The organism is Streptomyces polyrhachis, from assembly GCF_042663125.1.
GTDB lineage: Bacteria > Actinomycetota > Actinomycetes > Streptomycetales > Streptomycetaceae > Streptomyces > Streptomyces polyrhachii.
Map to the genome: position 1 here is coordinate 46,478 of NZ_JBHSZO010000029.1, position 24,916 is coordinate 71,393.

25 protein-coding genes, 1 tRNA gene and 1 pseudogene are annotated in these 24,916 nt (G+C 72.7%); 18 read left to right on the plus strand and 9 right to left on the minus strand.

The annotated features are described in order from the left end of the window. Nucleotides 1–64 precede the first annotated feature (64 nt). Nucleotides 65–913: a polysaccharide deacetylase family protein gene (locus ACFQLX_RS18410; RefSeq protein ID WP_386416557.1), complete on the minus strand. Its 849-nt coding sequence runs from the start codon at nt 911–913 to the stop codon at nt 65–67. Between the two features lie 245 nt (nt 914–1,158). Here ACFQLX_RS18410 and panD point away from each other — a divergent pair, with 245 nt between their 5' ends. Further along, the gene (panD, locus tag ACFQLX_RS18415) at nt 1,159–1,575 is read left to right on the plus strand and encodes an aspartate 1-decarboxylase (RefSeq protein WP_386416559.1); all 417 of its coding nucleotides are present in this window, start codon (nt 1,159–1,161) and stop codon (nt 1,573–1,575) included. Nucleotides 1,576–1,674: 99 nt separating this feature from the next. Here panD and ACFQLX_RS18420 read toward each other — a convergent pair whose 3' ends face one another. The 4 genes from ACFQLX_RS18420 to ACFQLX_RS18435 form a co-directional block, all read right to left on the minus strand. Continuing rightward, nucleotides 1,675–2,544, minus strand: a complete 870-nt coding sequence (locus tag ACFQLX_RS18420; RefSeq protein ID WP_386416562.1) for a MauE/DoxX family redox-associated membrane protein — start codon at nt 2,542–2,544, stop codon at nt 1,675–1,677. Beyond that, nucleotides 2,544–3,152: a cell wall protein gene (locus ACFQLX_RS18425; RefSeq protein WP_386416564.1), complete on the minus strand. Its 609-nt coding sequence runs from the start codon at nt 3,150–3,152 to the stop codon at nt 2,544–2,546. Before ACFQLX_RS18425 ends, ACFQLX_RS18420 begins: the two co-directional genes overlap by 1 nt. A 10-nt stretch (nt 3,153–3,162) precedes the next feature. Continuing rightward, entirely contained in the window at nt 3,163–3,591 is a 429-nt protein-coding gene (locus ACFQLX_RS18430; protein WP_386416565.1) for an RlpA-like double-psi beta-barrel domain-containing protein, read from the minus strand. Nucleotides 3,592–3,776: 185 nt separating this feature from the next. Next, nucleotides 3,777–4,331 carry a YceI family protein gene (locus tag ACFQLX_RS18435; protein WP_386416567.1) on the minus strand — a complete coding sequence of 185 codons (555 nt, stop codon included), beginning with the start codon at nt 4,329–4,331 and terminating at the stop codon, nt 3,777–3,779. A gap of 97 nt (nt 4,332–4,428) precedes the next feature. On the opposite strand from ACFQLX_RS18435, the gene ACFQLX_RS18440 reads away from it, so the two are divergent. The 12 genes from ACFQLX_RS18440 (at nt 4,429) to ACFQLX_RS18495 (ending at nt 16,486) form a co-directional block, all read left to right on the plus strand. Continuing rightward, nucleotides 4,429–4,938 (plus strand): MarR family winged helix-turn-helix transcriptional regulator, encoded by a 510-nt coding sequence (locus ACFQLX_RS18440; protein WP_386416569.1) that lies wholly within the window; start codon nt 4,429–4,431, stop codon nt 4,936–4,938. Nucleotides 4,939–5,090: 152 nt separating this feature from the next. After that, nucleotides 5,091–6,218, plus strand: a complete 1,128-nt coding sequence (locus ACFQLX_RS18445; protein ID WP_386416629.1) for an AI-2E family transporter — start codon at nt 5,091–5,093, stop codon at nt 6,216–6,218. 127 nt (nt 6,219–6,345) lie between these two features. After that, complete coding sequence (locus ACFQLX_RS18450; RefSeq protein WP_386416571.1) at nt 6,346–6,801, plus strand: Fur family transcriptional regulator; 456 nt, start codon at nt 6,346–6,348, stop codon at nt 6,799–6,801. 26 nt (nt 6,802–6,827) lie between these two features. Beyond that, on the plus strand, nt 6,828–9,044 hold the full coding sequence (gene katG / locus ACFQLX_RS18455) for a catalase/peroxidase HPI (RefSeq protein ID WP_386416574.1): 2,217 nt from the start codon (nt 6,828–6,830) through the stop codon (nt 9,042–9,044). 153 nt (nt 9,045–9,197) lie between these two features. Continuing rightward, the gene (locus tag ACFQLX_RS18460; RefSeq protein ID WP_386416575.1) at nt 9,198–10,220 is read left to right on the plus strand and encodes a zinc-dependent alcohol dehydrogenase; all 1,023 of its coding nucleotides are present in this window, start codon (nt 9,198–9,200) and stop codon (nt 10,218–10,220) included. Nucleotides 10,221–10,270: 50 nt separating this feature from the next. After that, entirely contained in the window at nt 10,271–10,669 is a 399-nt protein-coding gene (locus tag ACFQLX_RS18465) for a 6-pyruvoyl trahydropterin synthase family protein (protein WP_386416577.1), read from the plus strand. Between the two features lie 12 nt (nt 10,670–10,681). Then, nucleotides 10,682–11,407 carry a RibD family protein gene (locus ACFQLX_RS18470; RefSeq protein WP_386416579.1) on the plus strand — a complete coding sequence of 242 codons (726 nt, stop codon included), beginning with the start codon at nt 10,682–10,684 and terminating at the stop codon, nt 11,405–11,407. 7 nt (nt 11,408–11,414) lie between these two features. Further along, complete coding sequence (locus ACFQLX_RS18475) at nt 11,415–11,756, plus strand: trypco2 family protein (protein WP_386416581.1); 342 nt, start codon at nt 11,415–11,417, stop codon at nt 11,754–11,756. Beyond that, entirely contained in the window at nt 11,746–14,718 is a 2,973-nt protein-coding gene (locus ACFQLX_RS18480; RefSeq protein ID WP_386416583.1) for a trypsin-like peptidase domain-containing protein, read from the plus strand. The genes ACFQLX_RS18475 and ACFQLX_RS18480 overlap by 11 nt, the downstream gene beginning before the upstream one ends. An 86-nt stretch (nt 14,719–14,804) precedes the next feature. Continuing rightward, nucleotides 14,805–15,542 carry a Type 1 glutamine amidotransferase-like domain-containing protein gene (locus ACFQLX_RS18485; protein ID WP_386416586.1) on the plus strand — a complete coding sequence of 246 codons (738 nt, stop codon included), beginning with the start codon at nt 14,805–14,807 and terminating at the stop codon, nt 15,540–15,542. 63 nt (nt 15,543–15,605) lie between these two features. After that, nucleotides 15,606–15,929, plus strand: coding sequence for a DMT family transporter (locus ACFQLX_RS18490; RefSeq protein WP_386416588.1), 324 nt, complete (start codon nt 15,606–15,608; stop codon nt 15,927–15,929). 65 nt (nt 15,930–15,994) lie between these two features. Continuing rightward, a complete protein-coding gene (locus tag ACFQLX_RS18495) occupies nt 15,995–16,486 on the plus strand; it encodes a TetR/AcrR family transcriptional regulator (RefSeq protein ID WP_386416590.1) in 492 nt (163 codons plus the stop codon). A 44-nt stretch (nt 16,487–16,530) separates the two neighbouring features. Here ACFQLX_RS18495 and ACFQLX_RS18500 read toward each other — a convergent pair whose 3' ends face one another. Both ACFQLX_RS18500 and ACFQLX_RS18505 read right to left on the minus strand, forming a co-directional pair. Further along, a complete protein-coding gene (locus ACFQLX_RS18500) occupies nt 16,531–17,097 on the minus strand; it encodes an endonuclease/exonuclease/phosphatase family protein (protein WP_386416593.1) in 567 nt (188 codons plus the stop codon). 46 nt (nt 17,098–17,143) lie between these two features. Beyond that, nucleotides 17,144–17,377 (minus strand): annotated as a pseudogene (locus ACFQLX_RS18505) (endonuclease/exonuclease/phosphatase family protein); the annotation flags it as partial. Between the two features lie 110 nt (nt 17,378–17,487). Between ACFQLX_RS18505 and ACFQLX_RS18510 the strand changes: the two are divergent. Continuing rightward, nucleotides 17,488–17,787, plus strand: a complete 300-nt coding sequence (locus ACFQLX_RS18510) for a hypothetical protein (RefSeq protein WP_386416595.1) — start codon at nt 17,488–17,490, stop codon at nt 17,785–17,787. A 226-nt stretch (nt 17,788–18,013) separates the two neighbouring features. Then, nucleotides 18,014–18,508, plus strand: coding sequence for a hypothetical protein (locus tag ACFQLX_RS18515; RefSeq protein ID WP_386416597.1), 495 nt, complete (start codon nt 18,014–18,016; stop codon nt 18,506–18,508). 14 nt (nt 18,509–18,522) lie between these two features. Here ACFQLX_RS18515 and ACFQLX_RS18520 read toward each other — a convergent pair whose 3' ends face one another. Together ACFQLX_RS18520 and ACFQLX_RS18525 are read right to left on the minus strand one after the other, a co-directional pair. Beyond that, nucleotides 18,523–19,554, minus strand: coding sequence for a hypothetical protein (locus ACFQLX_RS18520; protein WP_386416599.1), 1,032 nt, complete (start codon nt 19,552–19,554; stop codon nt 18,523–18,525). 369 nt (nt 19,555–19,923) lie between these two features. Then, nucleotides 19,924–19,996 (minus strand) — tRNA-Arg (locus ACFQLX_RS18525). Nucleotides 19,997–20,307: 311 nt separating this feature from the next. Between ACFQLX_RS18525 and ACFQLX_RS18530 the strand changes: the two genes are divergently transcribed. From ACFQLX_RS18530 to ACFQLX_RS18540, 3 genes are all read left to right on the plus strand, one after another. Next, entirely contained in the window at nt 20,308–21,942 is a 1,635-nt protein-coding gene (locus ACFQLX_RS18530; protein ID WP_386416602.1) for a dynamin family protein, read from the plus strand. Next, a complete protein-coding gene (locus tag ACFQLX_RS18535; protein WP_386416604.1) occupies nt 21,942–24,080 on the plus strand; it encodes a GTPase in 2,139 nt (712 codons plus the stop codon). Before ACFQLX_RS18530 ends, ACFQLX_RS18535 begins: the two co-directional genes overlap by 1 nt. A 166-nt stretch (nt 24,081–24,246) precedes the next feature. Further along, nucleotides 24,247–24,687 carry a single-stranded DNA-binding protein gene (locus ACFQLX_RS18540; protein WP_386416607.1) on the plus strand — a complete coding sequence of 147 codons (441 nt, stop codon included), beginning with the start codon at nt 24,247–24,249 and terminating at the stop codon, nt 24,685–24,687. The last annotated feature ends 229 nt before the right edge of the window (nt 24,688–24,916 follow it).

Below are 24,916 nucleotides of genomic sequence, written 5' to 3' on the forward strand. Positions count from 1 at the left end.
CATCCCTATGGCTTTTCGGAGTTGTCGCGGAGAGGCCCCGCCCCACACGAAGAGACCCCCCACCTCAAACGGGCTGCACCATCGTGTACCCGGAATCAATCAACCGCGGCAGGTAGTACTCCAACGCGGCCACCGTCTGCCACCGATCCCCACCCCCATCATGCGCCAGCACGATGGCCCCGGGCCGAGCCCCACCCAGCACGGCGGCGGTAATGGAGTGCGTCCCCGGCTCAGCCCAGTCGTTGGTGTCGATGTTCCACTGGAACGGCTCCATCCCCAACTCGGCGCAGATCCCCAACCCCCGCGCGTCCCACATCCCATAAGGCGCCCGAGCCAGCCGCGGCCCCGCCCCCACCTCCCGCTCGACCACCTCGCAGGTCCGGGTCAGCTCCCGCCGCACCCGGGCGGTGCCCATGAGGTCCAGCTGCGGATGGGTGTACGAGTGGTTGCCCACCACATGCCCATCATCGACCACGGCCTTCAGCACATCCCGATTGGCCGGAATGTTCTGCCCGATCACAAAGAACGTGGCCCGGGTGTCGTAGCGCCGCAGAATGCGCAGGATCGCCGGCGTCTGACTGGGATGCGGCCCGTCGTCGAAGGTCAGCGCCATCAGCCGCTGCCCGGCCGCACCGGGCGAGCGCAGCGTCAGGTGCGCACCGGCCCGCACGGGAACGGCCCGCGGCGCGGCGTTGGGAACACGGCCGGCGGCGCCGCCCGGATAGAGCTGCTTGACCGCGGGAGCCTGCGCGGCGCGCGCGGCGACCGGCTTGGGGTCGCTGGGCGCGGGAGCGCGGGGAGCGCCGTCGGGCTCCGTGGCCAGGCGGTACGCCCCGGCGAGGGTGAGGCAGAAGGCTCCGGCCAGGATGCCCCGGCGCGCGGGAAGCCTTTTTCCGTACTTGTCATACTTCATGACCAACTAGGTCTCACGCGGACCGAACCGCGGTGACGATCGACACGCCCCCCGCGCCCCGCCCGCCCGATCGCACCCGCACGGACGCGCTGAAGTGGCGAAACCGGGGCCGGTGGTGCCGGTCGGGCACGGCCGGGGTGACGGGTCTCTCGGTGCGCCGGCCGATCCCCCGCGCGTACCCTGGACGGTCGAAAGCCCTTGACCCGCCCCCGGGCAGGGAGCCGGAGCCCCTTGGAGAGACCCCCATGCTGCGAACCATGCTCAAGTCCAAGATCCACCGCGCCACCGTGACCCAGGCGGACCTGCACTACGTCGGCTCGATCACGATCAGCGAGGACCTGATGGAGGCCGCGGACCTGCTTCCCGGCGAGCAGGTGGACGTGGTGGACATCAACAACGGCAACCGCCTGACCACCTACGTCATCCCCGGCCCCCGCGACAGCGGCGTGATCGGCATCAACGGCGCCGCGGCCCGCCTGGTGGCCCCCGGCGACCTGGTGATCATCATCAGCTACGCCCAGATCGAGGACGCGCAGGCCCGCGGCCTCGTACCGAGCGTGGTCTTCGTGGACGAGGCGAACACGATCACCGCCGAGGGCGGCGACGCGGCGGAGGCCCCGGCGGGCAGCGGCCTGGTGCGCGGGGACGCCGTAGCCGTGTGAGCGGAGCCGTGTGAGCGGAGCCGTCTGAACGGAGCCGTCTGACCGAATCCGACCGGGTACGGGCGCCGAGTAGCGCCCGTACCCGATCGCCCCCGGGGCTCAGCCCGCCCCCACCGCCTCCGGGACCGGCAGCACCTCCCCCGACTCCGCGTCGACCATCGCCACCCGCACCACGGGGTCCCCGCCGCCCAGCCGCGCACGGGCGGAGAGCGCGAAGACCACGGACACCGCCCGCACCCCGGCCGGGGACTCGTGCAGGCCGGAGTAGCGCAGGAAGCGCCAGCCGTCCGCGTCCTCCCAGTGGTCCAGCAGCCCGGAGCGCACGACGGTGTTCAGCGTGTCCCAGGCGAGGGAGCGCTCCAGCAGCTCCACGGAGCCCTCGACGGGCACCGCCGCCGGGTCGCCGCCGAGCGGATGGCCGAGCAGCCGCAGCCGCAGCCGGCGCGCGGGCACCCGCAGGTCGCGATGGACGGCGACGACGAGCGCCGCGCCCGGCGCCAGCAGGCTGAGGGCCCACCCCGGATGCGCGCCCGCGTACGACCACCACGGCGTGGCGGCGGCCAGCACGGCGGCGCCCCCGACCGCGACCAGCCCGGCCCGGGAGAACGCCCGTACCCCGATGGGCGCGTCGTCACCCGCCGTGCAGCCGCACGAGGACTGCGGCGCGGTGGCCCTCGCCCAGGCCAGATAGCCGCTGAAGCCCAGCCCCAGCGCGAGCGCCGCCGCGCCGGAGGCGGCCCCCGGCGCGGCGAGCAGCGCCAGCCCGGCGAGCAGCTCCACGCCGCCGACCAGCCGCAGGGCGAGCACGGCGCGGTCCAGCCGCCCCAGTGCCCGCTCCAGCGCGGTGTCCAGCGCCTGCCCCCGCAGCCGGGGGGCGGGGGAGAGGAGCTTGGCGCCGCCCGTGGCGCCGAGCAGCGCGCCGAGCAGGACGGCGGCCAGCCCGAGGGCGTCCGCGGACACCATCGCCATCAGTGGCCCACCGTGATCCGGGCCAGGTCGATCGCCCCGTCGCCGGGCCGCCAGGCGCCCAGCACCAGGGCGTGCTGGCCGATGCGGACGCGGGAGAGGTCCTGGGTCAGCGCCCCGCCCGCGTAGGAGGCGGTGGTGTGCTCGCGGGAGAGCCGGCCGATCAGCTCGCCGCTGTGGTGGCCGAGCACCAGGCGGTCGCGGCCGATCCCGCGGATGACCACGTCGATGTTGACGATGTTCACCCACACCGCGTCCGCGGCGATCGAGCCGTCGGGCATCTCCACGCCGCGCGCGTAGAGCCCGTCGCCGACCTCCACCGCGTCCGGCCGCACGGGGTGCAGTTTCCAGACGCTGGTGGCGTTGGTGAGGCGGACGGAGGTGCGCTCGCCGTGGGAGCCGGCGACCCGCAGCAGGGTGCCGTCGTCGATGGCCGAGACCCGGCCCTCGACGAACGAGGAGGCGGGCACGGCCGGGTCGAGCGGCGGCGAGGGGGCGGCGAAGGCGGCGTCGGGGTCCACCCCGCCCAGGGCGGTGGCGCCCACGATCGTCGCGCCGCCGAGCGCGGCGGCGGACAGGAAGCGCCGCCGGTCGAAGTCCTTGGCAGTCATCGCGGGCCCCTCACTCGTAGATCTGGACGCCGGTCTTACCGGAACTGAGGCTCGCGATGGCCGAGTAGGCGGCCGGGGTGAGGTCGAGGATGCGGTTGGTGCGGCAGACGCCGTTGCAGCAGACGCTCTCGCCGCAGAAGCTCTTGGTACGGGGCCCGCAGTCGGTGATCGTGATGCAGACCGCCTTGCGGCTGCACTGCTGGACGATCTTCATGACCGAGCCGCAGCCGCGTCGCGGGATGCCGCCCTCGCCCGAGCACAGGTCGGGGCGGGTGATGTCGTAGCAGGCCTGCGAGGCGTTGGGCCAGGCGCCGTGGTAGGAGCCGGATCGGCAGTTTCCGCAGGCGCCGCCGCCCGCGCTGCCGCACGGCCCCCAGGCCGCGCCGCAGCAGAACCAGGTGGTCTCGCCTGCCCAGAGGTAGTTGTTGCTGCACGCCATGGTCGGCGCTCCCTTCATAGAGTGTCCTGTTCATGACAGGTCGGAAGGTGCGAACCGCGGTACGGGTGAAGCGGAACCTTTCCAGGATGCTGGCGGCGGCCCCTGTCGGCCAGGGGGGAATCCGGACATGCTTGAGGGGGGCGGGAGGCGATCGCCTCCCGCCCCCCTCAAGGGGCGGACGATCCTCAGGCGGCGTCCTGGGACACGGCCTCGATGTCCAGCGTGATCTTGATCTTCTCGCCGACCGCCGCGCCCGCGATGCCGCCGGTCACGCCGAAGTCGGAGCGGTTGATCTCGGTGGTGGCCTCGAAGCCCGCCACCTTGCCGCCCATCGGGTGGTCGCCGAAGCCGCCCAGCTCCATGGCGAGCGTGACGGGCCTGGCGACGCCCCGGAGGTTCAGCTCGCCGTCGAGGGCGAAGGAGCCGTCGTCCAGCGCGCGGATGCCGGTGGAGCGGAAGGTCATCGCCGGGTGGTTCTCGACGTCGAGGAAGTCCTCGCCCCGTACGTGGTCGTCGCGCACCTCGTTGCGGGTGTTCACCGAGGTCGTGACGATGGTCGCCTCGACCGTGGAGTCCAGCGGGTCCGCCGTGGTCGTGATCGTGCCGGCCACGTCGTCGAAGCGGCCGTGCACCTTGGTGACGCCCAGGTGGCGCACGGTGAAGGTGGCCTCGGAGTGGACCGGGTCGATGGTCCACGTGCCCGTGAGGTAGCCGGGGATCTTGGCGGGGGTGCTGGTCATGAGGTGGGCCTCGTCTCAGGAGTTCGGACCGGTTGTTGAACGCTCATCCACCGTAGCAAGAGATTGTTGAAAGCTCAACCGGCGCTATGCTGGGCGTATGACCGAAAGTGACTTCCGCTGGCTGACGGATGAGGAGCAGCGGGTGTGGCGCGCCTTCATGCACGCCTCCCGCGACTTCAACGCGCATCTGGACCGCCAGCTCAGGCGTGATTCGGGCATACCGGTTGCTTACTACCAGATCCTCGTCATGCTCTCCGAGGCGCCGGGCCGGGCCATGCGGATGGGCGAGCTGGCCGAGCAGGTGAACTCCTCGCGCAGCCGGCTCTCGCACGCGGTCTCCGCGCTGGAGAAGTCCGGTTACGTGGTGCGGTGCGCCGCCGACGGCGACGGCCGCGGCCAGGTCGCACGCCTGACGGAGGAGGGCCTGCGGGTGCTGGACGCCGCGGCGCGGGGGCATGTGACGGAGGTGCGCAGGTACCTCTTCGACCTGCTGACCCCGGAGCAGCTGAAGACGCTGGGGGAGATCATGGACGGGATGGGCGAGGAGCTGCGGGGCGTCTGCGAGCGGGAGCGGACGCAGGACGCGGACGGCCCCGGCGGCTGCTGAAACGCGGGCCGGCGGGCCCGTACCGCAGTGGCCGCGGGCCGGGCTGACAGACTTGCCGGGTGCCGGACCAAGACGAGCAAGAACAGACCGGGGCCCCCGCCGGGCCGCCTGCCGGGCCCGCCGCCGGGCCGCCCGCCCCCCTCCGGGACCGGATGCCGGCCTGGCTGCCGCGTGCGCTGGTGCTGGCCCTGGCCCTCTACGGCTGCTTCCTGCTGGCGCGCTGGGCCTTCCACCAGCTGCTCGGGCTGCTGCTGAACATCCTGGTGGCGTGGTTCCTGGCGCTGGCGATAGAGCCGGCCGTGGACCGGATGGCCGCGCGCGGGATGCGGCGCGGGCTCGCCACCGCGCTGGTCCTCCTGGGGGTGCTGGTCTTCTTCGGCGGCTTCGTGGGGCTGCTGGGGTCCGTACTGGCCGACCAGGTGCGGCAGTTGGTGGAGAACTTCCCCGCCTACATCGACTCCGCCGTGGGCTGGCTCAACAGCCGCTTCGACACCAGGCTCGACGCGAACCGGCTGCGGGACGACTTCCTCCACTCCGACTGGGTGCGCAACTACCTGCGCAACAGCGCGGACAACGTCTGGACGGTCTCCACGGCCGTCATCGGCGGCCTCTTCAAGCTGCTGACGATCACCCTCTTCACCTTCTACTTCGCCGCCGACGGTCCCCGGCTGCGCCGCGCCATCTGCTCTGTACTGCCGCCCGCGCGCCAGACGGAGGTGCTGCGGGCCTGGGAGATCGCCGTCGTCAAGACCGGCGGCTACCTCTACTCGCGCGGCCTGATGGCGCTGGTCTCCGGGGTCGCGCACTACATCCTGTTCGTGATCCTCGGGCTGCCGTACGCGCCGGCGCTGGCGGTGTGGGTGGGCGTGGTCTCGCAGTTCGTGCCGACGGTGGGCACCTACCTCGCCGGTGCGCTGCCGTTCCTGCTGGCCTTCACGGTGAGCCCGTGGGCGGCGCTGTGGGTGCTCGGGTTCGTCATCGTCTACCAGCAGTTCGAGAACTACGTCCTCCAGCCGAAGATCACCTCGAAGACCGTCGACATCCACCCGGCCGTCGCCTTCGGCTCGGTGATCGCGGGCGCGGCGCTGATGGGCCCGGTCGGCGCGCTGATCGCCATCCCGGCGACGGCCTCCCTGCAGGCGTTCCTGAGCGCGTACATCACCCGCTACGAGGTGACCCCCGAGGCCGACGAGCCCAGCAGCCGCCGCAGCCTGCTGAGCCGGGCCCGCGAGGCGGCGCGGCGCCACGGCGGGGGCGGGGACGGTGCGCGGGAGGACTGACGCCCGCCCGGCACAAGAGCCAAAACGCCCGCCGGCGCAAGAGCCAAAACGCCCGCCGGCACAAGAGCCAAAACAAGACACGACAATTTCTTTGACTTTCTCGCCTTTGGGTTGTTGAGTGATCCTCGTGACCGATCCCTCCGACCCCGTCCCCCCCGCCGCGCTCCTGCGCGGAGCCGGGCTGCGGGTCACCTCCGCCCGTTCCGCGATCATCGAGGCGCTCCGGGGCGAGCAGCACCAGAGCGCCGAGCAGGTCGCGGCGCGGGTGCGCGAGCGGGTCGGTTCCGTCTCCACCCAGGCCGTCTACGAGGCGCTCGGCGCCCTCACGGAGGCCGGGCTGCTGCGCCGGATAGAGCCCATGGGGCGCGCGGCCCGCTACGAGACCCGGGTGGGGGACAACCACCACCACCTCGTCTGCCGGAGCTGCGGCGCGGTCGCCGACGTCGACTGCGCTGTGGGCCACGCACCCTGCCTGGAGCCGGTGCACGCGGCCGGCTTCGCGGTGGACGAGGCCGACGTCGTCTACTGGGGCACCTGCCCCGCCTGCCAGGAAAGTGCCAGAGAGCCGATCACATCCGCCTGACACCCGCCTCACACCGGAGGAACAGCATGTCGGACATCGATGACTTCGAGCACCCGCAGGGCGAGTGCCCCGTCGTCCACGGGCGCAACGAGTACCCGTACCCCACCGAGCGGGGCGGCGAGCGCCCCTGGTGGCCCAAGCAGCTGAACCTGAAGGTCCTGGCCAAGAACCCGGCCGTGGCCAACCCGCTGGGCGCCGGCTTCGACTACGCCGCGGCCTTCGAATCCCTCGACCTCGCCGAGGTCAAGCGGGACATCGCCGGGGTGCTGACCACCTCCAAGGACTGGTGGCCGGCCGACTTCGGCCACTACGGCCCCTTCATCATCCGGATGGCCTGGCACAGCGCCGGCACGTACCGCACCCTCGACGGCCGCGGTGGCGGCGGCTCCGGCCAGCAGCGCTTCGCCCCCCTCAACAGCTGGCCCGACAACGCCAACCTGGACAAGGCGCGCCGGCTGCTGTGGCCGGTGAAGAAGAAGTACGGCCGCAGCCTCTCCTGGGCCGACCTGATGATCCTCTCCGGCAACGTCGCGCTGGAGACGATGGGCTTCGACACCTTCGGCTTCGGCGGCGGGCGCGTCGACGCCTGGGAGCCCGACGACGACGTCTACTGGGGCCCGGAGACCACCTGGCTGGGCGACGAGCGCTACAGCGGCGACCACGAGCTGGACAAGCCCCTCGCCGCCGTCCAGATGGGCCTCATCTACGTCAACCCCGAGGGTCCCGGCGGCAATTCCGACCCGCTGTCCGCCGCCATCGACATCCGCGAGACCTTCAAGCGGATGGCGATGGACGACGAGGAGACCGTCGCCCTCATCGCCGGCGGCCACACCTTCGGCAAGACCCACGGCGCGGGCCCCGCCGACCTCGTCGGCGCCGAGCCGGAGGCCGCCGGGCTGGACGAGCAGGGCCTGGGCTGGAAGAACGCCTACGGCACCGGCAAGGGCCCCGACACGATCACCTCCGGCCTGGAGGGGATCTGGACCAACACCCCCATCAGCTGGGACAACAGCTTCTTCGAGATCCTCTTCGGCTACGAGTGGGAACTGGTGGAGAGCCCCGCGGGCGCCAAGCAGTGGCGGCCCAAGGACGGCGCCGGCGCGGGCACCGTACCGGACCCGTACGACCCGGACGTCCGGCACCAGCCGACGATGCTCACCACCGACCTCTCCCTGCGCTTCGACCCCGTCTACGAGCCGATCGCGCGGCGCTTCAAGGACAACCCGCAGGAGTTCGCCGACGCCTTCGCCCGCGCCTGGTTCAAGCTCACCCACCGCGACATGGGCCCCCTGGTGCGCTACCTCGGCCCGGAGGTCCCGGCCGAGGAGCTCTTGTGGCAGGACCCGCTGCCCGTACGGGACTTCGAGCTGATCGACGCGGCGGACGCCGCCGGGCTGAAGCGCCAGGTGCTCGCCTCCGGCCTGACGATCCGCCAACTCGTCTACACCGCCTGGTCCTCGGCCGCCTCCTTCCGCGGCAGCGACAAGCGCGGCGGCAGCAACGGCGCCCGGCTGCGCCTGCAGCCGCAGAACGGCTGGGAGGTCAACGAGCCGGCCGAACTGCGCGTCGTCCTGCGCGAACTGGAGCGCATCCAGCGCGAGTTCAACGAGGCCCAGAGCGGCGGCAAGCGCGTCTCGCTGGCCGACCTGATCGTCCTCGCCGGCGACGCGGCGGTCGAGCAGGCGGCGCGGGACGGCGGCCACGAGACGACCGTGGACTTCGTACCGGGCCGGGTGGACGCCACCCAGGAGGCCACCGACATCGAGTCCTTCGAGGCGCTCAAGCCCGCCTGGGACGGCTTCCGCAACTACGTCGCCAAGGGGGTCCCCCTCTCCGCCGAGCACCTCCTGCTCGACCGGGCGAACCTGCTGGACCTCTCCGCCCCGGAGATGACGGTCCTGGTCGGCGGCCTGCGCGTACTGGGCGCCACCTACCAGAACACGCCCTACGGAGTCTTCACCGACCGCCCCGGCGTCCTGACGAACGACTTCTTCGTCAACCTCCTGGACCTGGACACCGACTGGACCCCGGTCACGGACGACGCCACCCTCTTCGAGGGCCGCGACGCCGCCGGACGCCCGAGGTGGCAGGGCACCCGCGCCGACCTGGTCTTCGGCTCCAACGCCGAACTGCGGGCGCTGGCCGAGGTGTACGCCAGCGACGACGCGGCGGAGCAGTTCGTCCGGGACTTCACGGCCGCCTGGCACAAGGTCATGAACCTGGGCCGCTACGACCTGAGCTGACCCGCATCCACCACCGGCGCCCGGGCACCCCTCGCAGGAGGGCCGCACCCGGGCGCCGTTCCCCTGCCGTCGCTGTTCCCTCCGAATGTGATCGCCTAGGATCACGCTCCGAGGAAGGGACCCATCAGCGGACGTATTAGCAGAGGATCATCGATGCCGAGCCTCATACGCTCGTTCTGGATAACAGCTCCAGGCCGAGGCGAGATAATTTCGACCGCCTGCCCGCCTGCCCGCCTGCCCGCCTGCCCGCCTGCCCGCCTGCCCGCCTGCGTTGATGACGGTCACGCAACAGTTTGTACGCTCTACTCGGCCGTCAGTCGGGGTACGGAATCGCTTGTCTTCCGAGGTCGCGTCCCGGTAAGCCAGTATGCGGCGATGCGCGCCCCCTTCCAGGAGGGCAACTTCCCCGGGCCGGTCAAGTACGGCTATCTCAACGTCGGCCGCGTCGAGCACGGCCCCCCGCAGCTGGTCGGCCGCACGGTCTTCTCCCTCCACCCGCACCAGACGCGTTTTCACATTCCCGCCGCGGCCCTCACTCCTGTGCCCGCCGAGGTGCCCCCCGGCCGTGCCGTCCTGGCCGGCACCGTCGAGACCGCGCTCAACGCGCTGTGGGATGCGCCGCCGCGCATCGGTGACCGGATCGCGGTGGTGGGAGCAGGCATGGTCGGCTGCTGCGTGGCCGCCCTGCTGGCCCGCTTTCCCGGCCTACGCGTCCAGCTCGTGGATACCGATCCCTCCCGGGCGGCGGTGGCTGCCGCACTGGGACTGTCCTTCGCCTCGCCGGCCGATGCGGCCGACGGCTGCGACCTCGTCTTCCACGCCAGCGCCACCGGGTCGGGACTACGCCGAGGCATCGAACTGCTGGCGGCTGAAGGGACGTTGGTGGATCTCAGCTGGTACGGCGACGAACCCGTGAGCCTGCCGCTCGGTGAGCTCTTCCACACCCGGCGCCTGACGCTGCGCAGCAGTCAGGTCGGGGCTCTGGCGCCCGCACAGCGCGCTCGGCACACCGCGGCCGACCGCCTCACGCTTGCCCTGGAACTACTGCGTGACCCGGTCTTCGACACGCTCATCACCGGAGAGTCGCCCTTCGAGGAACTCCCCTCCGTATTGGCCGACATCGCAACCGGCAGGTTGCCGGGCCTGTGCCACCGCATCCGCTACGGACCGCACTGACCTCCCAGCCTCCCCTGTCAGCCCCTTCTCCCACCGACCCCGGAGTACACGTGTTCACTGTCACGGTCCGTGACCATCTGATGATCGCCCACAGTCTGCGCGGTGCCGTCTTCGGCCGAGCCCAACGCCTGCACGGCGCCACCTACCTGGTCGACGCCACCTTCCACCGCCCCGAGTTGGACGCGGACAACGTCGTGGTCGACATGGACCTGGCCGCCCGGGAGGTACGGGCCGTCGTCGGCGAGCTCTCCTACCGCAACCTCGACGAGGACCCCGGCCTCGCCGACGTCAACACCACCACCGAGTACCTCGCCCGCCTCATCGCCGACCGTCTCGCCGCCCGCGTCCACGGCGGACACCTGGGTCCGGGTGCTCACGGACTCACCGCGATGACGGTACGGCTCCACGAATCCCACATCGCGTGGGCCGACTACCACCGCCCCCTCTGACCCGGCCGCCCGATGTCCTTGCAGCCCTACGTCGTCCTCTCCGCCGCAGTCTCCCTGGACGGTCGTCTGGATGACGCCTCCCCCCACCGGCTCGTGCTCTCCCACCCCCGCGACCTCGACCGGGTGGACGAGGAGCGGGCCGCTGCCGATGCCATCCTGATCGGCGCCACCACCCTGCGTCGCGACCACCCCCGCCTGCTCGTCTCCGACGCCGCCCGCCGACGCCGCGTGGCCGCCGGCCGACCCGAACACCCCGCGAAGGTAGTCGTCAGTGGCTCTGGCGACCTCGATCCCACCCTGGCCTTCTGGCACTGCGGCGGCGAGAAACTCGTCTTCACGGTGGACGCGGCGCTGGTCCGTACCCGCCGCGAACTGGGCGCCTTTGCCACTGTCACGGCGACAGGCTCCGTTCTCGACTGGCAGGCAGTCCTGGCGGGACTGGGCCGGCACGGGGTGCGCCGACTCCTGGTGGAAGGCGGCGGTACCGTCCACACCCAACTCCTCGCCCTCGACCTCGCAGATGAACTCCACCTTGCTGTAGCCCCGTTGCTTGTCGGCTCGGCCCAGGCCCCGCGTTTCCTCGGCGACGCTTCCTACCCCGGCGGCTCTACGGCCCGGATGCGGCTGCTGGAGACTCGGGTCCTCGGCGATACAGTCCTGCTTCGATACGCACCCAGGGATCGGAAAGGTTCGCCAACTCACTTGATTACGACCGGAGATGACCACAGCTCCGTATGATGAGCGAGTGGCGGACCAGGAGGCGGGGGATGCGGACGTGGAGAACGCGGTGGAGTTGGCCGACGTGATCGCCCAACTGCGGAGCGAACTGAACCGGGCTGTCAGTGAAGGCGCCGACCAGGGACTGCGCTTCCAGTTGGGCATGGTGAACGTCGAACTCGAAGTGGTCGTGGAACGCAGCCGGGAAGCCGGAGGCAAGGCGCGCTTCTGGGTCCTCGATGCCCAGGGCAGTGCCCGCTCCACCCGGCTGTCCACCCAGCGGCTGACCCTCGCGCTCCAGCCGACCCACTCCGACACCCCGGGTGCTCCGGTCCTGATCTCGGATGACCAACTACCCGATGAGCGCTGAGCGTTCCAGTGCGCTGATCGGCGCCGACCCGCGCCGGATCGCCGAGATCATCGTCAGTACGCCCTGTGGGGCACGCCGCGGCTCCGGCTACCGGGTCACCGACACGGTGGTCCTCACCGCGGCCCACGTGGTCGCCGACGCCACCGACGTGGTCGTGCGCTGCGACGCCGACCGGCCGCAGGAATGGTCGGCCCCGGCGAACGTGGCCTGGCGCGGCACGGACACCGACCTCGTTGCTCTGGCCTGCACGCCGCCGCCGGGTGCGCCGCCGGCCCCCGCTGCCCGCTTCGGTACGGTCGCGGACGACCGCTACGGGATCCTGGCGGCCTGCGCCCTCGGCTTCCCGCTGTGGAAGCTGCGCCATGGGGCAGCCGGTTCGTACCGGGAGCTGGTCCAGGCAGACGGCACGATCGCCCTCCTCTCCAACCGCCGTGACGGCACACTGGAGTTGCTGGTCACAGCCCCTGACAGGGATACCGATCCGGCCCGCTCCCCGTGGAGCGGCATGTCGGGCGCCGCCGTCTGGGTGGGCGAGCACATCATCGGCGTCGTCGCGGAGCACCACCGCGCGGAAGGACTGAACCGGCTCACCGCCGTACGCCTCGACCACGCCCTGCGCGGCCTGCCTCCCACCGACCGCACAGCGCTGGCCCGCCTCCTTGATCTCACCGACCCCATCGCGCTCCCACCTGCCGGTAACCGGCTGGCGTCGCCACCCCCGGCCGCGATCCGTGTGGTGGGAGTACCTGTGGCCTACGGCATCGAACTGTTCAAGAACCGGGTGCGTGAGCTCGGTGAGGTGATCCAGCACCTGTACGCTCCGGCCATCCGCCTGGTGACCGTCACCGGTCGGCGCGGCATCGGTAAGAGCGCCCTCGCCGCTAAAGTGATGGACACCCTCGACCGCGGCCCCGGGTCCGTCGCCCTCGAACCCCGGCCCCGCCCGGACGGACTGGTCAACCTCTCCACACGCACCCGGGGGATCTCCCTGGAGAGCTTCTACTTCGGCTGCGCCGAACTCCTCGGCCCCCAGCGGGAGAGGGCCCTGCGCAAGACCTGGGAAGAAGACACCACCGTGCACGGCCGCCTCGCGGCGCTCGACCACGCTCTGAACGGCCACCGGGTCGTCGTCCTGCTGGACAATCTGGAGGAACTGCTCCACGACGACGGAAGGGTCCGTGACGAGGAGTTGGCCGCCCTGCTGGAATGGGCTTTCCGCGCCCCGCACGCCCCCCGGCTCCTTGCCACCAGCACCGTGCCCCCCAGGCTGGCGCCCGAGCTGCGGCGCTTCACCGCACGGATCGACCTCGCCGTCGGCCTCGGCGCGACCGAGTCGGCAGCCCTGCTGCGCGAACTGGACCGCGACGGATCCGCCGGCATTGCCGACCTCTCCGACAGGGAGCTGCTGCAGGCGGGTGTCCAACTCCACGGCGTACCGCGCGCCCTGGAACTGCTCGTCGGAGCGGCCGCCGACGCCCCCGTCCCCTTCCCCCGACTCCGGGACGTCCTCGCGGACTTCTCCCGCCGGGAGGACATCGTGCACGCCCTTGCAGGAGACCGCCTGCGTCAACTGGAGGGGCCCGCCCGTACCGTCGTCTCCATCCTTGCCGCCCTGCGCGTCCCCGCCACCCCCGCCGACATCGAGGAGGTCGCCGCCCGTATCGACCCCGGTCTGCCGGTCCCGGCCACCGTTGCCGCACTCCGGCGCACCCACCTGATCCACGCCGACCGGGTGAGCGGGACCGTTGCCCTGCACCCACTCGACGCGGACCTCGCCTACGGGCAGCTTCCCCTGGCCGGAGCGACCGGCCGGCAGGCGGTGGAGCGGGCCATCGCCGCCTGGTACGGAACGCGGACGACGCCCGAGGAGTCGTGGCGGCGGCTGGAGGACCTGGCCCCGTACCGCAGCCGTTTTGAGCACCTGATGCGCGCCGAGGACTACGACGAGGCCGCGCGGGTGCTGGCCGAGATCAGCGAATGGCTCGTCTGGCACGGATCGGTCCTCGCCGCCGTCGCCATGCACCAGGCCCTCGACGGACGGCTGACCGAAGCGGCCACCCACCTCACCCACACCCTCGGCTACGGTCATGCCCTGCTCAGCGCGGGCCCCATGCAGGCGGCGGTGGCCCGTTTCACCGAAGCAGTAAGCACTGCCGAACGCCTGGACGATCGGGCAGCGCTGCAAAGCGCGCTCTTCGGCCTCGGGGACGCACACCGCCAGCTCGGCGAACTGCGTACGACCGTAGAAGTCCTGGAGAGGGCGGCAGAGTTGGCTCATGAGCTGGGAGACGCGGAACGGGAGGAGCACGCACTGCTCTCCCGCAGTCTCACCCTCAGCTACCTCGGTGACGGCGAAGCCGCCCTGACCGGCGCCGACCGTCTCGCGGCCCTGGCCGCCACCAGCGACGAACTCCTCACCACCGCCCGCGCCGCCAACGCCCGCACCATCGCCCTGCTCACCCTGGGCCGCTGGACACAGACCATAGAGTCCGGTGTCGAGGCGGTACGTGCCTACCGCGCCGCAGACAGCAAGGAGGCGATCGCCTACGCCCTGAACGCACAGGGTGTGGCCTGGCTGGCGCTGGAGCAGCCGCTACGGGCGGCCGTGATGCTGGGAGAGGGCCGCCAGGAGGCGTCGGTGATGGAAAATCCCCGCGCCGAAGGCGTCTGCCTGTTCAACCTCGCCTGGGCCCACTGGCGTTGCGGCCACCCAACCGACACTGCCGAGGCGGCCGCTCGCGCCGTTGCGGCCCTGGACCGGGCTGGAGCGGCGGAAGCAGTGGCAGCCCGCGCTCTGACGGAAGCCGCCCGCATGCTCCCCGCCGATCCGAGAGCCGCTGCCACCGCTCTTCATGATGCCGCGACCGCTCTCCCCCCGAATGCCGAGATCATTCGGAGCGCCTGGCTGAGAGAGGAAGCCGAACGCCTCCTTGCGGAGTCGCCGGAGCCCACGACGCGGTAGTGAGCCACGATGCAGGACCGCCGCCCATGCGGATGGATCCGCACCCGGGCGCCGGTGCGGGTGCCCGCCTGCGTAGGCTCCCCGGCATGTCAGCCACGCAGCCGACCATCCTCGCCACCTCCGGCGGCCACCGGCCCGGAGCGCGCACCATGGTGGAGTTCGGCCCCCTGGTCCATCACGCCGTCGACCTCTCCGGAGTGCACGGCCGCCGTCCCCGGGTGATGTACGTGGGGACGGCCATCGGCGACGCCGAGCACTTCACCGCCCGGATGGGCGAGGCCGCGCGGGTGGCCGGTTTCGACCTGACGCCGCTGCAGCTCTTCCCCATGCCGAACCTGGACGACGTCGAGGGCGCCGTCCTGGAGCAGGACGTCGTGTGGGTCATGGGCGGCTCGGTGGCCAACCTCCTCGCGGTCTGGCGCGTCCACGGCCTTGACGCGGTCATGCGCCGCGCCTGGCAGGCGGGCGTGGTGCTGAGCGGGGTGAGCGCGGGCTCGATCTGCTGGTTCGAGGGCGGCACCACCGACTCCTTCGGCCCGCGACTGCGCCCGGTCACCGACGCCCTGGGCCTCCTGCCGTACGGCAACGGGATCCACTACGACGTGGACGCCGGCCGCCGCCCCCTGATCCACCGCCTCGTCGCCGACGGCACCCTGCCCACCTCGCACTGCACGGACGACGGGGTGGGCCTCGTCTACCACGGCACCGAGCTGACCGGGGCGGTGACCGAGACACCGGGCAAGGGGGCATACGTGGTGACCCGCGAGGGCTCGGCGGCGGTGGAGGAGCGCCTGGAGCCGCGCGGCCTGCCGGCGGTGGGTTGACCCGTCCCGGGCCGCGCCGGAGAATCCTGAACAGACGTTCAAGATTCTGCGCGGGGGGTCGCGATGGTGTGGGTGCTGCTGGCCGGTGCGATCGGTGCGGAGCTGAGCGCGACGCTCGCCCTGCGCTGGGCCGAGGGGTTCAGCCGGCTCTGGCCGTCCGTCCTCGTCGTGGCCGGCTACGCCCTGGCGTTCTACCTGCTCTCCCAGGTCCTCACCCGGGGCGTGCCGCTGGGCGTCGCCTACGGCATCTGGTCGGGGGTCGGCGTGACGCTCGTCGCGGTGCTGGGCAGCGCCCTGTTCGGCGACCGGCTGTCGTGGGCGCAGATCGGCGGGATCGCCCTGGTGGCGGCCGGGGTCGTCGCCCTGGAGCTGGGCGGCTCCCACTGAGCGCGCCCGCCGGGGACGTCGCGCGCGACGGCCGGCTGCGCAAGGGCGAGCAGCGGCGCGGGGAGTTGCTGGAGGCGACCCTGCGGGTCATCGAGCACGGCGGGGTGGCGGCCGTGACGCACCGGGCGGTCGCCCGCGAGGCCGGCCTGCCGGCGACCTCCGCCGCCTACCACTTCGGCAGCGTCGACGCCCTGCTCGTCGCCGCGCTCGTCCGCGCCGTCGACCGCTACTCGGCGCTGCTGCGCAGGGCCGCCGCGGCCCCCGACCCGATCGCCGCGCTCGCGAAGGCCCTGGCGGGCGAACTCGACGGGCGCAGACGGCCGTTCGTCGCCGAGTACGAGCTGTACCTGCTCGCCGCCCGCCGCCCCGCCCTGCGCCCGGCGGCGCAGCGCTGCGTGGACGACCTCGCGGCGCTCGCCCGCCTGCGCAGCGACGACCCGCTGGCGGTCCGCGCCTTCTGCGCGGGAGTGGACGGCCTGCTGGTGCAGACCCTGGTCACCGGCACCGCACTCACCGCCCGGGAGATCGAGGCGGTGCTGCGGAGGCTGCTGACGTAGCGGGTGCGGTCCGGCAGTTGGACCGGACCATCCCGCCCGCCCTGTCAGTCCAGCGTGACCGTCGTGACGACCGCCGCGTGGTCCGACGGCCAGTCGCTGTCCGCGACCTCGGGCCACTGCCGCACCGAGCCGCTGGTGTACGCCCGCGAGTCCGCGACCCGCAGCCCCCGGCCCGCGTAGAGCACGTAGTCGATCCGGTCCTGCGGCTCGGGGCGCCCGCTGCCGTCCTCGTGCGCCTCGTGGATCGGCGACCAGGTGGCGCCGGGCTCGCACAGCGGGTCGGGGTGCGCCGTGCGGTACGAGCCGTGCAGCCCGGCCGCCTCGGCGGCCTGGGTCACCGGCCACGGCACCGCGCCGTAACCGCAGTGCAGCGAGCCGGTGTTGTCGGTCCAGTCCAGATGCGAGGGGGTGTTGAAGTCCCCCACCAGGAAGACCGGTACCCCGTCGCTGCCTGCCAGGTCGCCGGCCATCGCGGCCAGCACGCCGCGCAGCTGTTCCACCCGCCCGGAGGACTCCTCGCGCACCAGCGGTTCCGGCACCGGAAGCCGGTCGAAGCAGGCGTCGTAGGGGCCGTAGGGCTCGTGGTTGAGGTGCGTGCTCCACAGCGCCACCTCCCGCCCGCAGTCCAACCGCACCCGCGCGCCCGGCCCCCCCGTAGAAGTCCAGCCCCGGCGCCTGCGCCTGCCCCGTGATCTCGTGTCGGCTGAGCACGGCCAGCCCGGTGCCGGCCTGCTGGAGATCCGAGCCCAGCTCGGCCGCCAGCTCCCGCGCGGTGTCCCCGTCGGTCTCCTGCAGCCCCACCACGTCGACGTCGGCCTCCCGCACCACCCGCACCTGCTTGGCCCGCGCGTCCCGGACGTACCCGCCGGCCAGCCAGAGGTTCCAGCTCATCACCCGCAGCCGGCGCGCACCCGCCGCCGGCTCCACCGACTGCCGCAGCGCCGCCACGTCGACCTCCTCAAGACTCTCCCGTACGGTACGACCCGGCCCTGGGAGACCGCGTGCTCCTCTCGGAGGATGACGAGGTCAACGAGGTGGTCGGGCTGTCCTGGCACCGCGTCCTGCGGATGCTCATGCCCAACCCGGACCCGACACGGCTGACAGAGGCAACCGCTCGCATCAAGCACGAAATCGACTCCGCCGGCCTGCTGAGCGAATGGAGCGGGAACCGGCACGTCGCAATCGACGTGCCGCCTCGGACAACCCCGTCGCAACTGTTCGACGCCATGGAACGCGAGGTCGCAGGGGCCGGCGCGTTCTGGGAGTGGGCTGACGCCATGCCCTTCTCCGCCCCACGCTGATCGAATCACCGCATGGCAACCGACCGCAGTTCCATGAACTGGGCTCTTCGACACCCCGAAACGGCCTCCGCATCCCTCAGTTCGCAGCCCAGGGGCTTCGGATTTCCTGAACTCGCGGAGGTTCGGCTTCGATGCCTTCTACCGCATCCCAGGTCAGGAGGGCGCGCACGAGAAGGGCGGCGTCGAGCACGAGGGCGGCCGGTTCCGCCCCACCCACCTGGTTCCGGTGCCCGACGTTGCCAGCCTCGAAGAGCTGAACGAGAAGATCGCCGCGATCGACCAGGTCGAGGACGGCAGCGTCATCCACGGCAGGCTGACCTCGATCGGGTTCGACTTCGTCACCGAGATCGACCAGCTGGCCCCGCTGCCGACCGACGACTTCAGCAGGATCACCGTGCGCCAGTGCTACTACTCGGTCCCGGCCCGCTTCATCGGACAGCGGGTGCGGGTGGTGCTGCGGGCCAACGAGCTGCTGGCCAAGCCAGGCGCGCTGGCCGGGTCCACTGCTCCGGCCAGCGCCCGCGAGCAGGGCACCTTCACCGCCACGCACGAAGCCTTCTGGGCGGCGGCGCGGGCCGCGCACGGCCAGGCGGCCGGCACCCGGGCCCTGACCGAGGTCCTGCTGCTGCGCCGGCGCATGTCCGCAGAGGCCGTTCACACCGCGCCGGTCCGCACCCTGGGGTTGAAATCCCCCATGAGCGGCCAGTTAACGGGGATCTGACTGGCCGCAGACGGTCACTCTGTGTTGACACTCATCGGGCAGGCGGGACGTGTCCGAAGCCAGTACGAGCGGACCGCGATGGTCAGGGCGATGCCATAGACGGCGAAGGCGCCCATCCCGATCCAGCCGACCAGCAGCGCGTCGCCAGAGGAGTGGAAGTCGCCGAGCCGCATCGTCACCAGACCGGCCGTTGCCAGGGCCAGGTATCCGACCCCCACGACACCGTACGGGGCGAGCGTGGCAGCGCCGAGCAGGGCCGGGGCGAGCGGGAGCCAGCGCGGCACCCGTCGGCCGCGCAGGAGCAGCGTCCAGCGCGGGAAGACCTGCCCCCACGGGCGGACCAGGCTCCAGAGCAGGAAAACGCCGAGCACGGCCAGCAGCGCGGTGGGGTCCAGGCCCCAGGACTCCAGGGTGAGGAAGATCTCCGAGGCGCCGTTCCGCTCCGAGACCGCGAGCATCTCCTCACCGGTGATCCCCGCGAACGTCCCACCGGACGCCCAGACCAGCTTCATCGCCGCGTACGGGACGAAGGCCAGCGTCCCCGCCCAGGCGGCGAGTTGGAGGCGCTGCGGTGCAGCGGACGGGGCTCGTGCAGCAGTACCGGCGGACATGCGGTCGGACCGGGCCGTGGCCGCGAGCAGGACCGCCCCGACCGCCGCGAGGGCCTTGTTCGCAGCGGAGGCCCAGTTGTCGACTCCCTGACCGAGCATCAGCGTGATCACGTCCATCAGCAGGCTGAACGCGGTGATCCCTGCCAGCCCGCACACCACCCAGAGCAGCACCCGCAACGGTGGCAGCAGACCGAACAGCACCACCGCTCCGCTGACCAACGTCCCCAGCGCACCCACCGCCACGACCGCCCAACCCAGCCCGGAGGTCCCTGAGTCACCGCCGTGGTAGAGCAAGGAGGTCCCGCTCAGCGCGCACGCCAGGCCGAAGCCGGTGTACAGCACCGCCCACAGCATCGTTGCCCAGGCCACCCAGCGCGGCCATCGCTGCCACCAGGCGCTCCAGAGCGCCTTCATCGTCCGTTCAACACTGGTCATGTTCTGAACGTCGCATCGACCGCGGCGGGGTGGCGTCGGCCGCCGGAACGATCCCCCTCCCCCAGCCGGGTGAGTGACCTCTGAGGCCAAGGTATGAGCTGCGGAGCGTGACATCCCAACTGGCCGTCCGTGGGGAATCCGGACTGGGCGCTGTCACGCGAAGGGCGTGCGGGCCGGGGTGAGGCAGGGCAGCGGGTGGCCCGAAACTTCGGGACGTTTTCGGGAAATCCAGCCGCCGGAGGCCGCCCCTGACCGGATTCAGCCGGACGGATCCAGCTGCCAGGGGCGCCCTTGCCGCTCTCCTCGCCGCTGACCGAAAACCGCTCCTGACCAGCAAAAAGACCCTCCCGCTGGAAGGGTCTGAAGGCGTGCCCGCGGCAGGACTCGAACCTGCGGCCAAGTGCTTAGAAGGCACCTGCTCTATCCACTGAGCTACGCGGGCCGGGACGGCGTGGTGGGCCGCTCGGGAGCCGGGGCCTTGCCGGGACAAGGATAAGCGTCCGGTGAGCTGGTCCACGCATCGCTTCACCGCGGGGTCGGCTTGTGGAGGTTCGGTGAAGCGTCCTGATAATCGCAGGCCGACGTGGTCTGCGCATCGGTTTTCTCAGGCTCCCGGAGCTGTGTTGCCCAGTCGTTATCGGTGGGAGGGGGTGCTTTCGGACAGGGGGCGTCCGCTCACGCATCCGTGGGGCGCCGGGCGCGTATGAGCGTCATATCCTTTCAAAACTCGTTAAAAGTGGGCATTCTGCGCAAGTGGTGTCCTTGGAAGTACGGCCGGAATTGCTGAGCGCCCTCACCGAGCTGCGGGAGCGTGTCGCCGACGCGAGGTTTCCGCTGCCCCTCGCGGGGGCGGCGCGAGCGACACGCGGGCAGGTGGAGCTACTGGCGCAGCTCGACGACTATCTGGTGCCCCGGCTGCGGAGCATCGACGCCCCCCTGCTCGCCGTCATCGGCGGCTCCACCGGCTCGGGGAAGTCCACCCTTGTCAACTCCCTCGTCGGGCGGCGCGTCACCGAGGCCGGTGTGCTGCGGCCCACCACGCGGCTGCCCGTCCTGGTCTGCAACCCCGAGGACCTGGCCTGGTTCGAGGACCGCCGCATTCTGCCCGGCTTCGACCGTACGGCCCCCGCCTCCAGTACGGCCGCGGCCGCCGGCGAGGACGAGGACGCCGACGAGGAGCGCCGCGAGGCCGCCGAGCGGTGCCTGCGCCTGGTCACCGACGACGCCCTGCCCCGCGGCCTGGCCCTCCTCGACGCCCCCGACATCGACTCCGCCGTCGAGGCCAACCGCGACCTCGCCGCCGAACTGCTCTGCGCCGCCGACGTCTGGGTCCTGGTCACCAGCGCCTCCCGCTACGCCGACGCCCTGCCGTGGAACCTGCTGCGCAGCGCCAAGGAGCTGGACGTCGCCCTGGTCACCGTCCTGGACCGGGTCCCCCACCAGGTCGCCCCCGACCTCTCCCGCCAGTACGCGGCCCTGCTGCACCGCGCCGGACTGGGCAACACCCCCCGCTTCACCATCCCCGAGCTGCCCGAGTCCGCCGGCGGCACCAGCGGGCTGCTGCCCGCCACCGCCGTGCAGGACCTGCGCAACTGGCTCTCCCACCGCGCCTACGACCCCGCCGCCCGCGCCTCCGCCGCCAAGCGCACCGCCCGCGGCGCCCTGGCCTCCCTGCGCAAGCGCCTCCCCGCGCTGGCCGCCGCCTCCGCCTCCCAGCTGGCCGCCGCCCTGCGGATCGCCCAGCGCATCGACACCGCCTACGACGAGGCGGTCGAGCGGGTGCAGCGGCAGGTCTCCGACGGCTCCGTGCTCTCCGGCGACGCCCTCGCCCTGTGGGAGAGCCAGTCGGGCGACGACGGCGAGTTCCTCGACGCGGTCGCCACCGGCGTCGCCGCCCTGCTGCACTGCGCCGTCGCCGCCGCCGACGAGCGCGCCGCCGCCGAACTGCGCCGCGAGCCGGCGGTCGTCACCGCCGGTCTGGACCGCCGGGCCAAGGAGACCGAGGACCCCCTGCAGCGCATCGGACTCACCGCCCGGCGCTGGCGGCGCTGCCTGGAGGAGCTGGCCGACGAGGCCGTCCGCGCCAGCGACCGCGCCGCCGACGGGGACGCGGAGGCAGCCGCCGCGCTGATGGCCGTCGTCCTGCTCGGCGGCGAGGAGCGCGCCCGTCCGGCCGCCCAGAGCCTGGGCGCCCTGCTCGGCTCCGAGGGCGCCCGTACGTACTACGACCGCGCCCGGCTGCTGCTCATCACCTACCTCGACCAGGTGCTCGACGGTGAGCGGCGCCGACGGCTGGCGCCGGTCAACGCGCTGGAGACGAAGCCCGATCAGCAGGTGGGGCTGATCGCCGCGCTGTCCGTACTGGAGAAGATGAGGGAGAAGCGCTGATGTGGAACGACGGGCTGATCGCGCGGCGGACCTCCGGCCGTGAGGACGGCGGCGCTCCCGCGGCCCGGGGGCTGCGGCTGGAGGAGGACCCCTGGCTCGCCGGGCGGGCGTGGCAGGAGCCGCTGGAGCTGACGCCCCCCGCCGAGGGCGAGGCGTCCACCCCCGCACCGCGCGCGGGGGAGGGCAAGGGCCGGCGTGAGGAGCGTGAGCGGGGAGAGGGCGAGCGCCGCCAGGTCTCCGCGCCGCTGCGCGCCCGGCTCGAAGCGCTGCGCGAGCTGGTCGGCCTGTCCCGTACGCGCCTGGACGGGCACATGCTCGCCGAGGCCGGGCGGGTGCTCGACGAGGCCGCCGCCCGCCAGCGGCTCTCCCTGGACCACACCGTCGTGGCCATCGCCGGTACGACGGGCAGCGGCAAGTCCGCCCTGTTCAACGCGCTCGCCGGCTGCACGCTCGCCGAGGTCGGCTCCCGGCGCCCCACCACCGACGAGGCCGGCGCCTGCGCCTGGCGCGGGCCGAGCGACGAGGCGCCGCCGCAGCTGCTGGAGCGGTTGGGGCTGCCGGCGGTCGTGCCCCGGCCGCAGCGCGACGACCTGGGGCTGCGGGGGCTCGTCCTGCTGGACCTGCCGGACTTCGACTCGGCGGTGGAGTCGCACCGGGCCGAGGTGGAGCGGCTGCTGCGGCGGGTGGACGCGTTCATCTGGGTGGTGGACCCCGAGAAGTACGCCGACGCGGTGCTGCACGAGCGCTACCTGCGCCCCTACGCGGGCTACGCGGAGGTGACCCTCGTCGTACTGAACCAGGCCGACCGGCTGCCTGGCGGCGCCTGCGAGCAGGTGCTGGACGATCTGCGGCGGCTGCTGGACGAGGACGGCCTCGCGCTCGGCGAGCACGGGGAGCCCGGCGCGATGGTGCTGGCGGTCTCCGCGCAGACCGGGGAGGGCATCGCGGAGCTGCGCGCGGAGCTGGTCACGCTGGTCGGGGAGCGCGGCGCGCCCGAGCGCCGGCTCGCCGCCGATCTGGACGGGGCGGTGGCGCGGCTGGAGTCGGTGTACGTCTCCGAGGGGGCTGCGGGGCTGAGCGGGCCGGCGCGCGAGGAGTTCGAGGAACGGCTGTCGGAGGCGGTCGGGGCGCGGGCCGCCGGGCTCGCGGCCGAGCGGCGGTGGCAGCAGGAGGCGGAGCGGGCGTACGGCTCGTGCTGGGGGCAGGTGTGGGGCTGGTACCAGGCGCGGCAGGTGGCGGCCGTGGACGCGGGGGCGGATCCGGGCGCGGCGCTGGTGGGGTCGCGGGTCGCGGGGATGATCGCGGGGATGCGGGCGGAGGAGGACGCGGGGGGGAGCGCGGGGGAGCGGACGGGCGGGACCGCGGCGGAGGGGGCGCAGGCGCGGGGCGCTGAGGGTACGGAAGGCGGCGCGGGCGCCGAGGGTGGCGCGGACGGCGGGAGCGCCAAGGACGGTAAGGACGGTAGAGCCGCCAAGGGTGACAAGGGCGCCAAGGCCGCCGCGAAGGCGGCCAGGGCGGAGAAGGCCGCCCAGCGGCGCCGGGCCGGGGCGGTGGCGCGGGGGAAGACGGGGGTCTGCGCGGCGGGGAAGCGCGCCTCGGCGGTCGCCGCCTCGCGGCCCGTCGTCGAGCAGGCCGTGCGGTCGGTGGCCGCGACCGCCGCCGAGGGGCTGCCGGCGCCGTGGGCGCAGGCGGTGCACGAGGCGGCGGTGCGCGGTACGGAGGGGCTGGCGGAGGAGCTGGAGACGTCCGCCGGCGCGGTCGGCGCGGCGCACGTACTGGAGCGGCCCCGGTGGTGGTCGGTGGTGGGCGCGACGCAGAACGCGCTGTTCATGCTGCAGATCCTGTGCCTGCTGTGGCTGGTCTGCGCGGCGGTCGGCTTCGCCCACGTCTCCTGGCAGATGCTGCTCGGCTTCGCGCTGGTGTGCGCGGGCAGCGGCCCGCTGACCGCGACCGTGTGCCGGCTGGCGGCGCGCGGGCCGGCGCGGCGCTACGGGCAGGACACCGAGCGGCGGCTGCGCGAGGCGGCGGCCGGGTGCGGGCGGGCGCGGGTGCTGGAGCCGGTGGCGGCGGAGCTGCTGCGCTACAAGGAGGTGCGCGGGCAGTACGCGGTGGCGGCCGGCGGGGTGGCGCGGGTCTGAGGCTGGTGGGCTGAACTCGCTGGTCAGGGTGGGTCGTTCACTCGTGCGGGTGGCCGGTTTCTCCCCAGGGTGCCCGCTGTCCACAGGGGGTCGCGGACGGGGCGGCGGGGCGGAAACATGGGTCGCGCAGGACCGAGTGCACGCTGACCGCGGGGAGGACCCACTGATGAACAACACACTCGTGACCGTCGTCGGGAACGTGGCGACCGCGCCCGACTTCAGGGTGTCGCAGAACGGCACGCCGGCGATCCGCTTCCGGCTGGCCACCACCGAGCGGCGCTACGACCCGGGGGCGGGCGGCTGGACGGACGGGGCGCGGAGCTTCTACACGGTGTGGGCGAACCGCGCCCTGGCCGAGCACGCCGCCTCCTCGCTCTCGATCGGGGATCCGGTGATCGTGCGGGGGAGGCTGCGCGTGCGGGAACGGGAGCACGAGGGCAGGCAGTTCGCCGACGCGCAGATCGACGCCCTGTCCATGGGCCACGATCTGGCGCGCGGGACCTCGGCGTTCCACCGGGCGGCGAAGGGCAGGGGGGAGGTCGCGGTGCCGGGGGCGGCGGGGGGAGCGGCACAGGGCGTGGCGGCGCTGAGCGGGGCGGCGGGCTGAGGCGGGCGGGATGGGGCGGGCGGGATGGGGAGGTCGCGGTGCCGGGGCGGGCTGGGAAGGCGAGGGAGGGCGCGTTCGGCGGCGGCTCTTGTTGCTCCTGTTACGTCCGGTATCCGCGGGGCTCTTGGTAACAGTTCTGTCCGGATCGGCCGTCCAGGAACGGCGATTGGGATGTATGGGACGGGCGTCTCCCTAGCATGCGGCGCGTCTCCACGGCCGACCTCCGTGG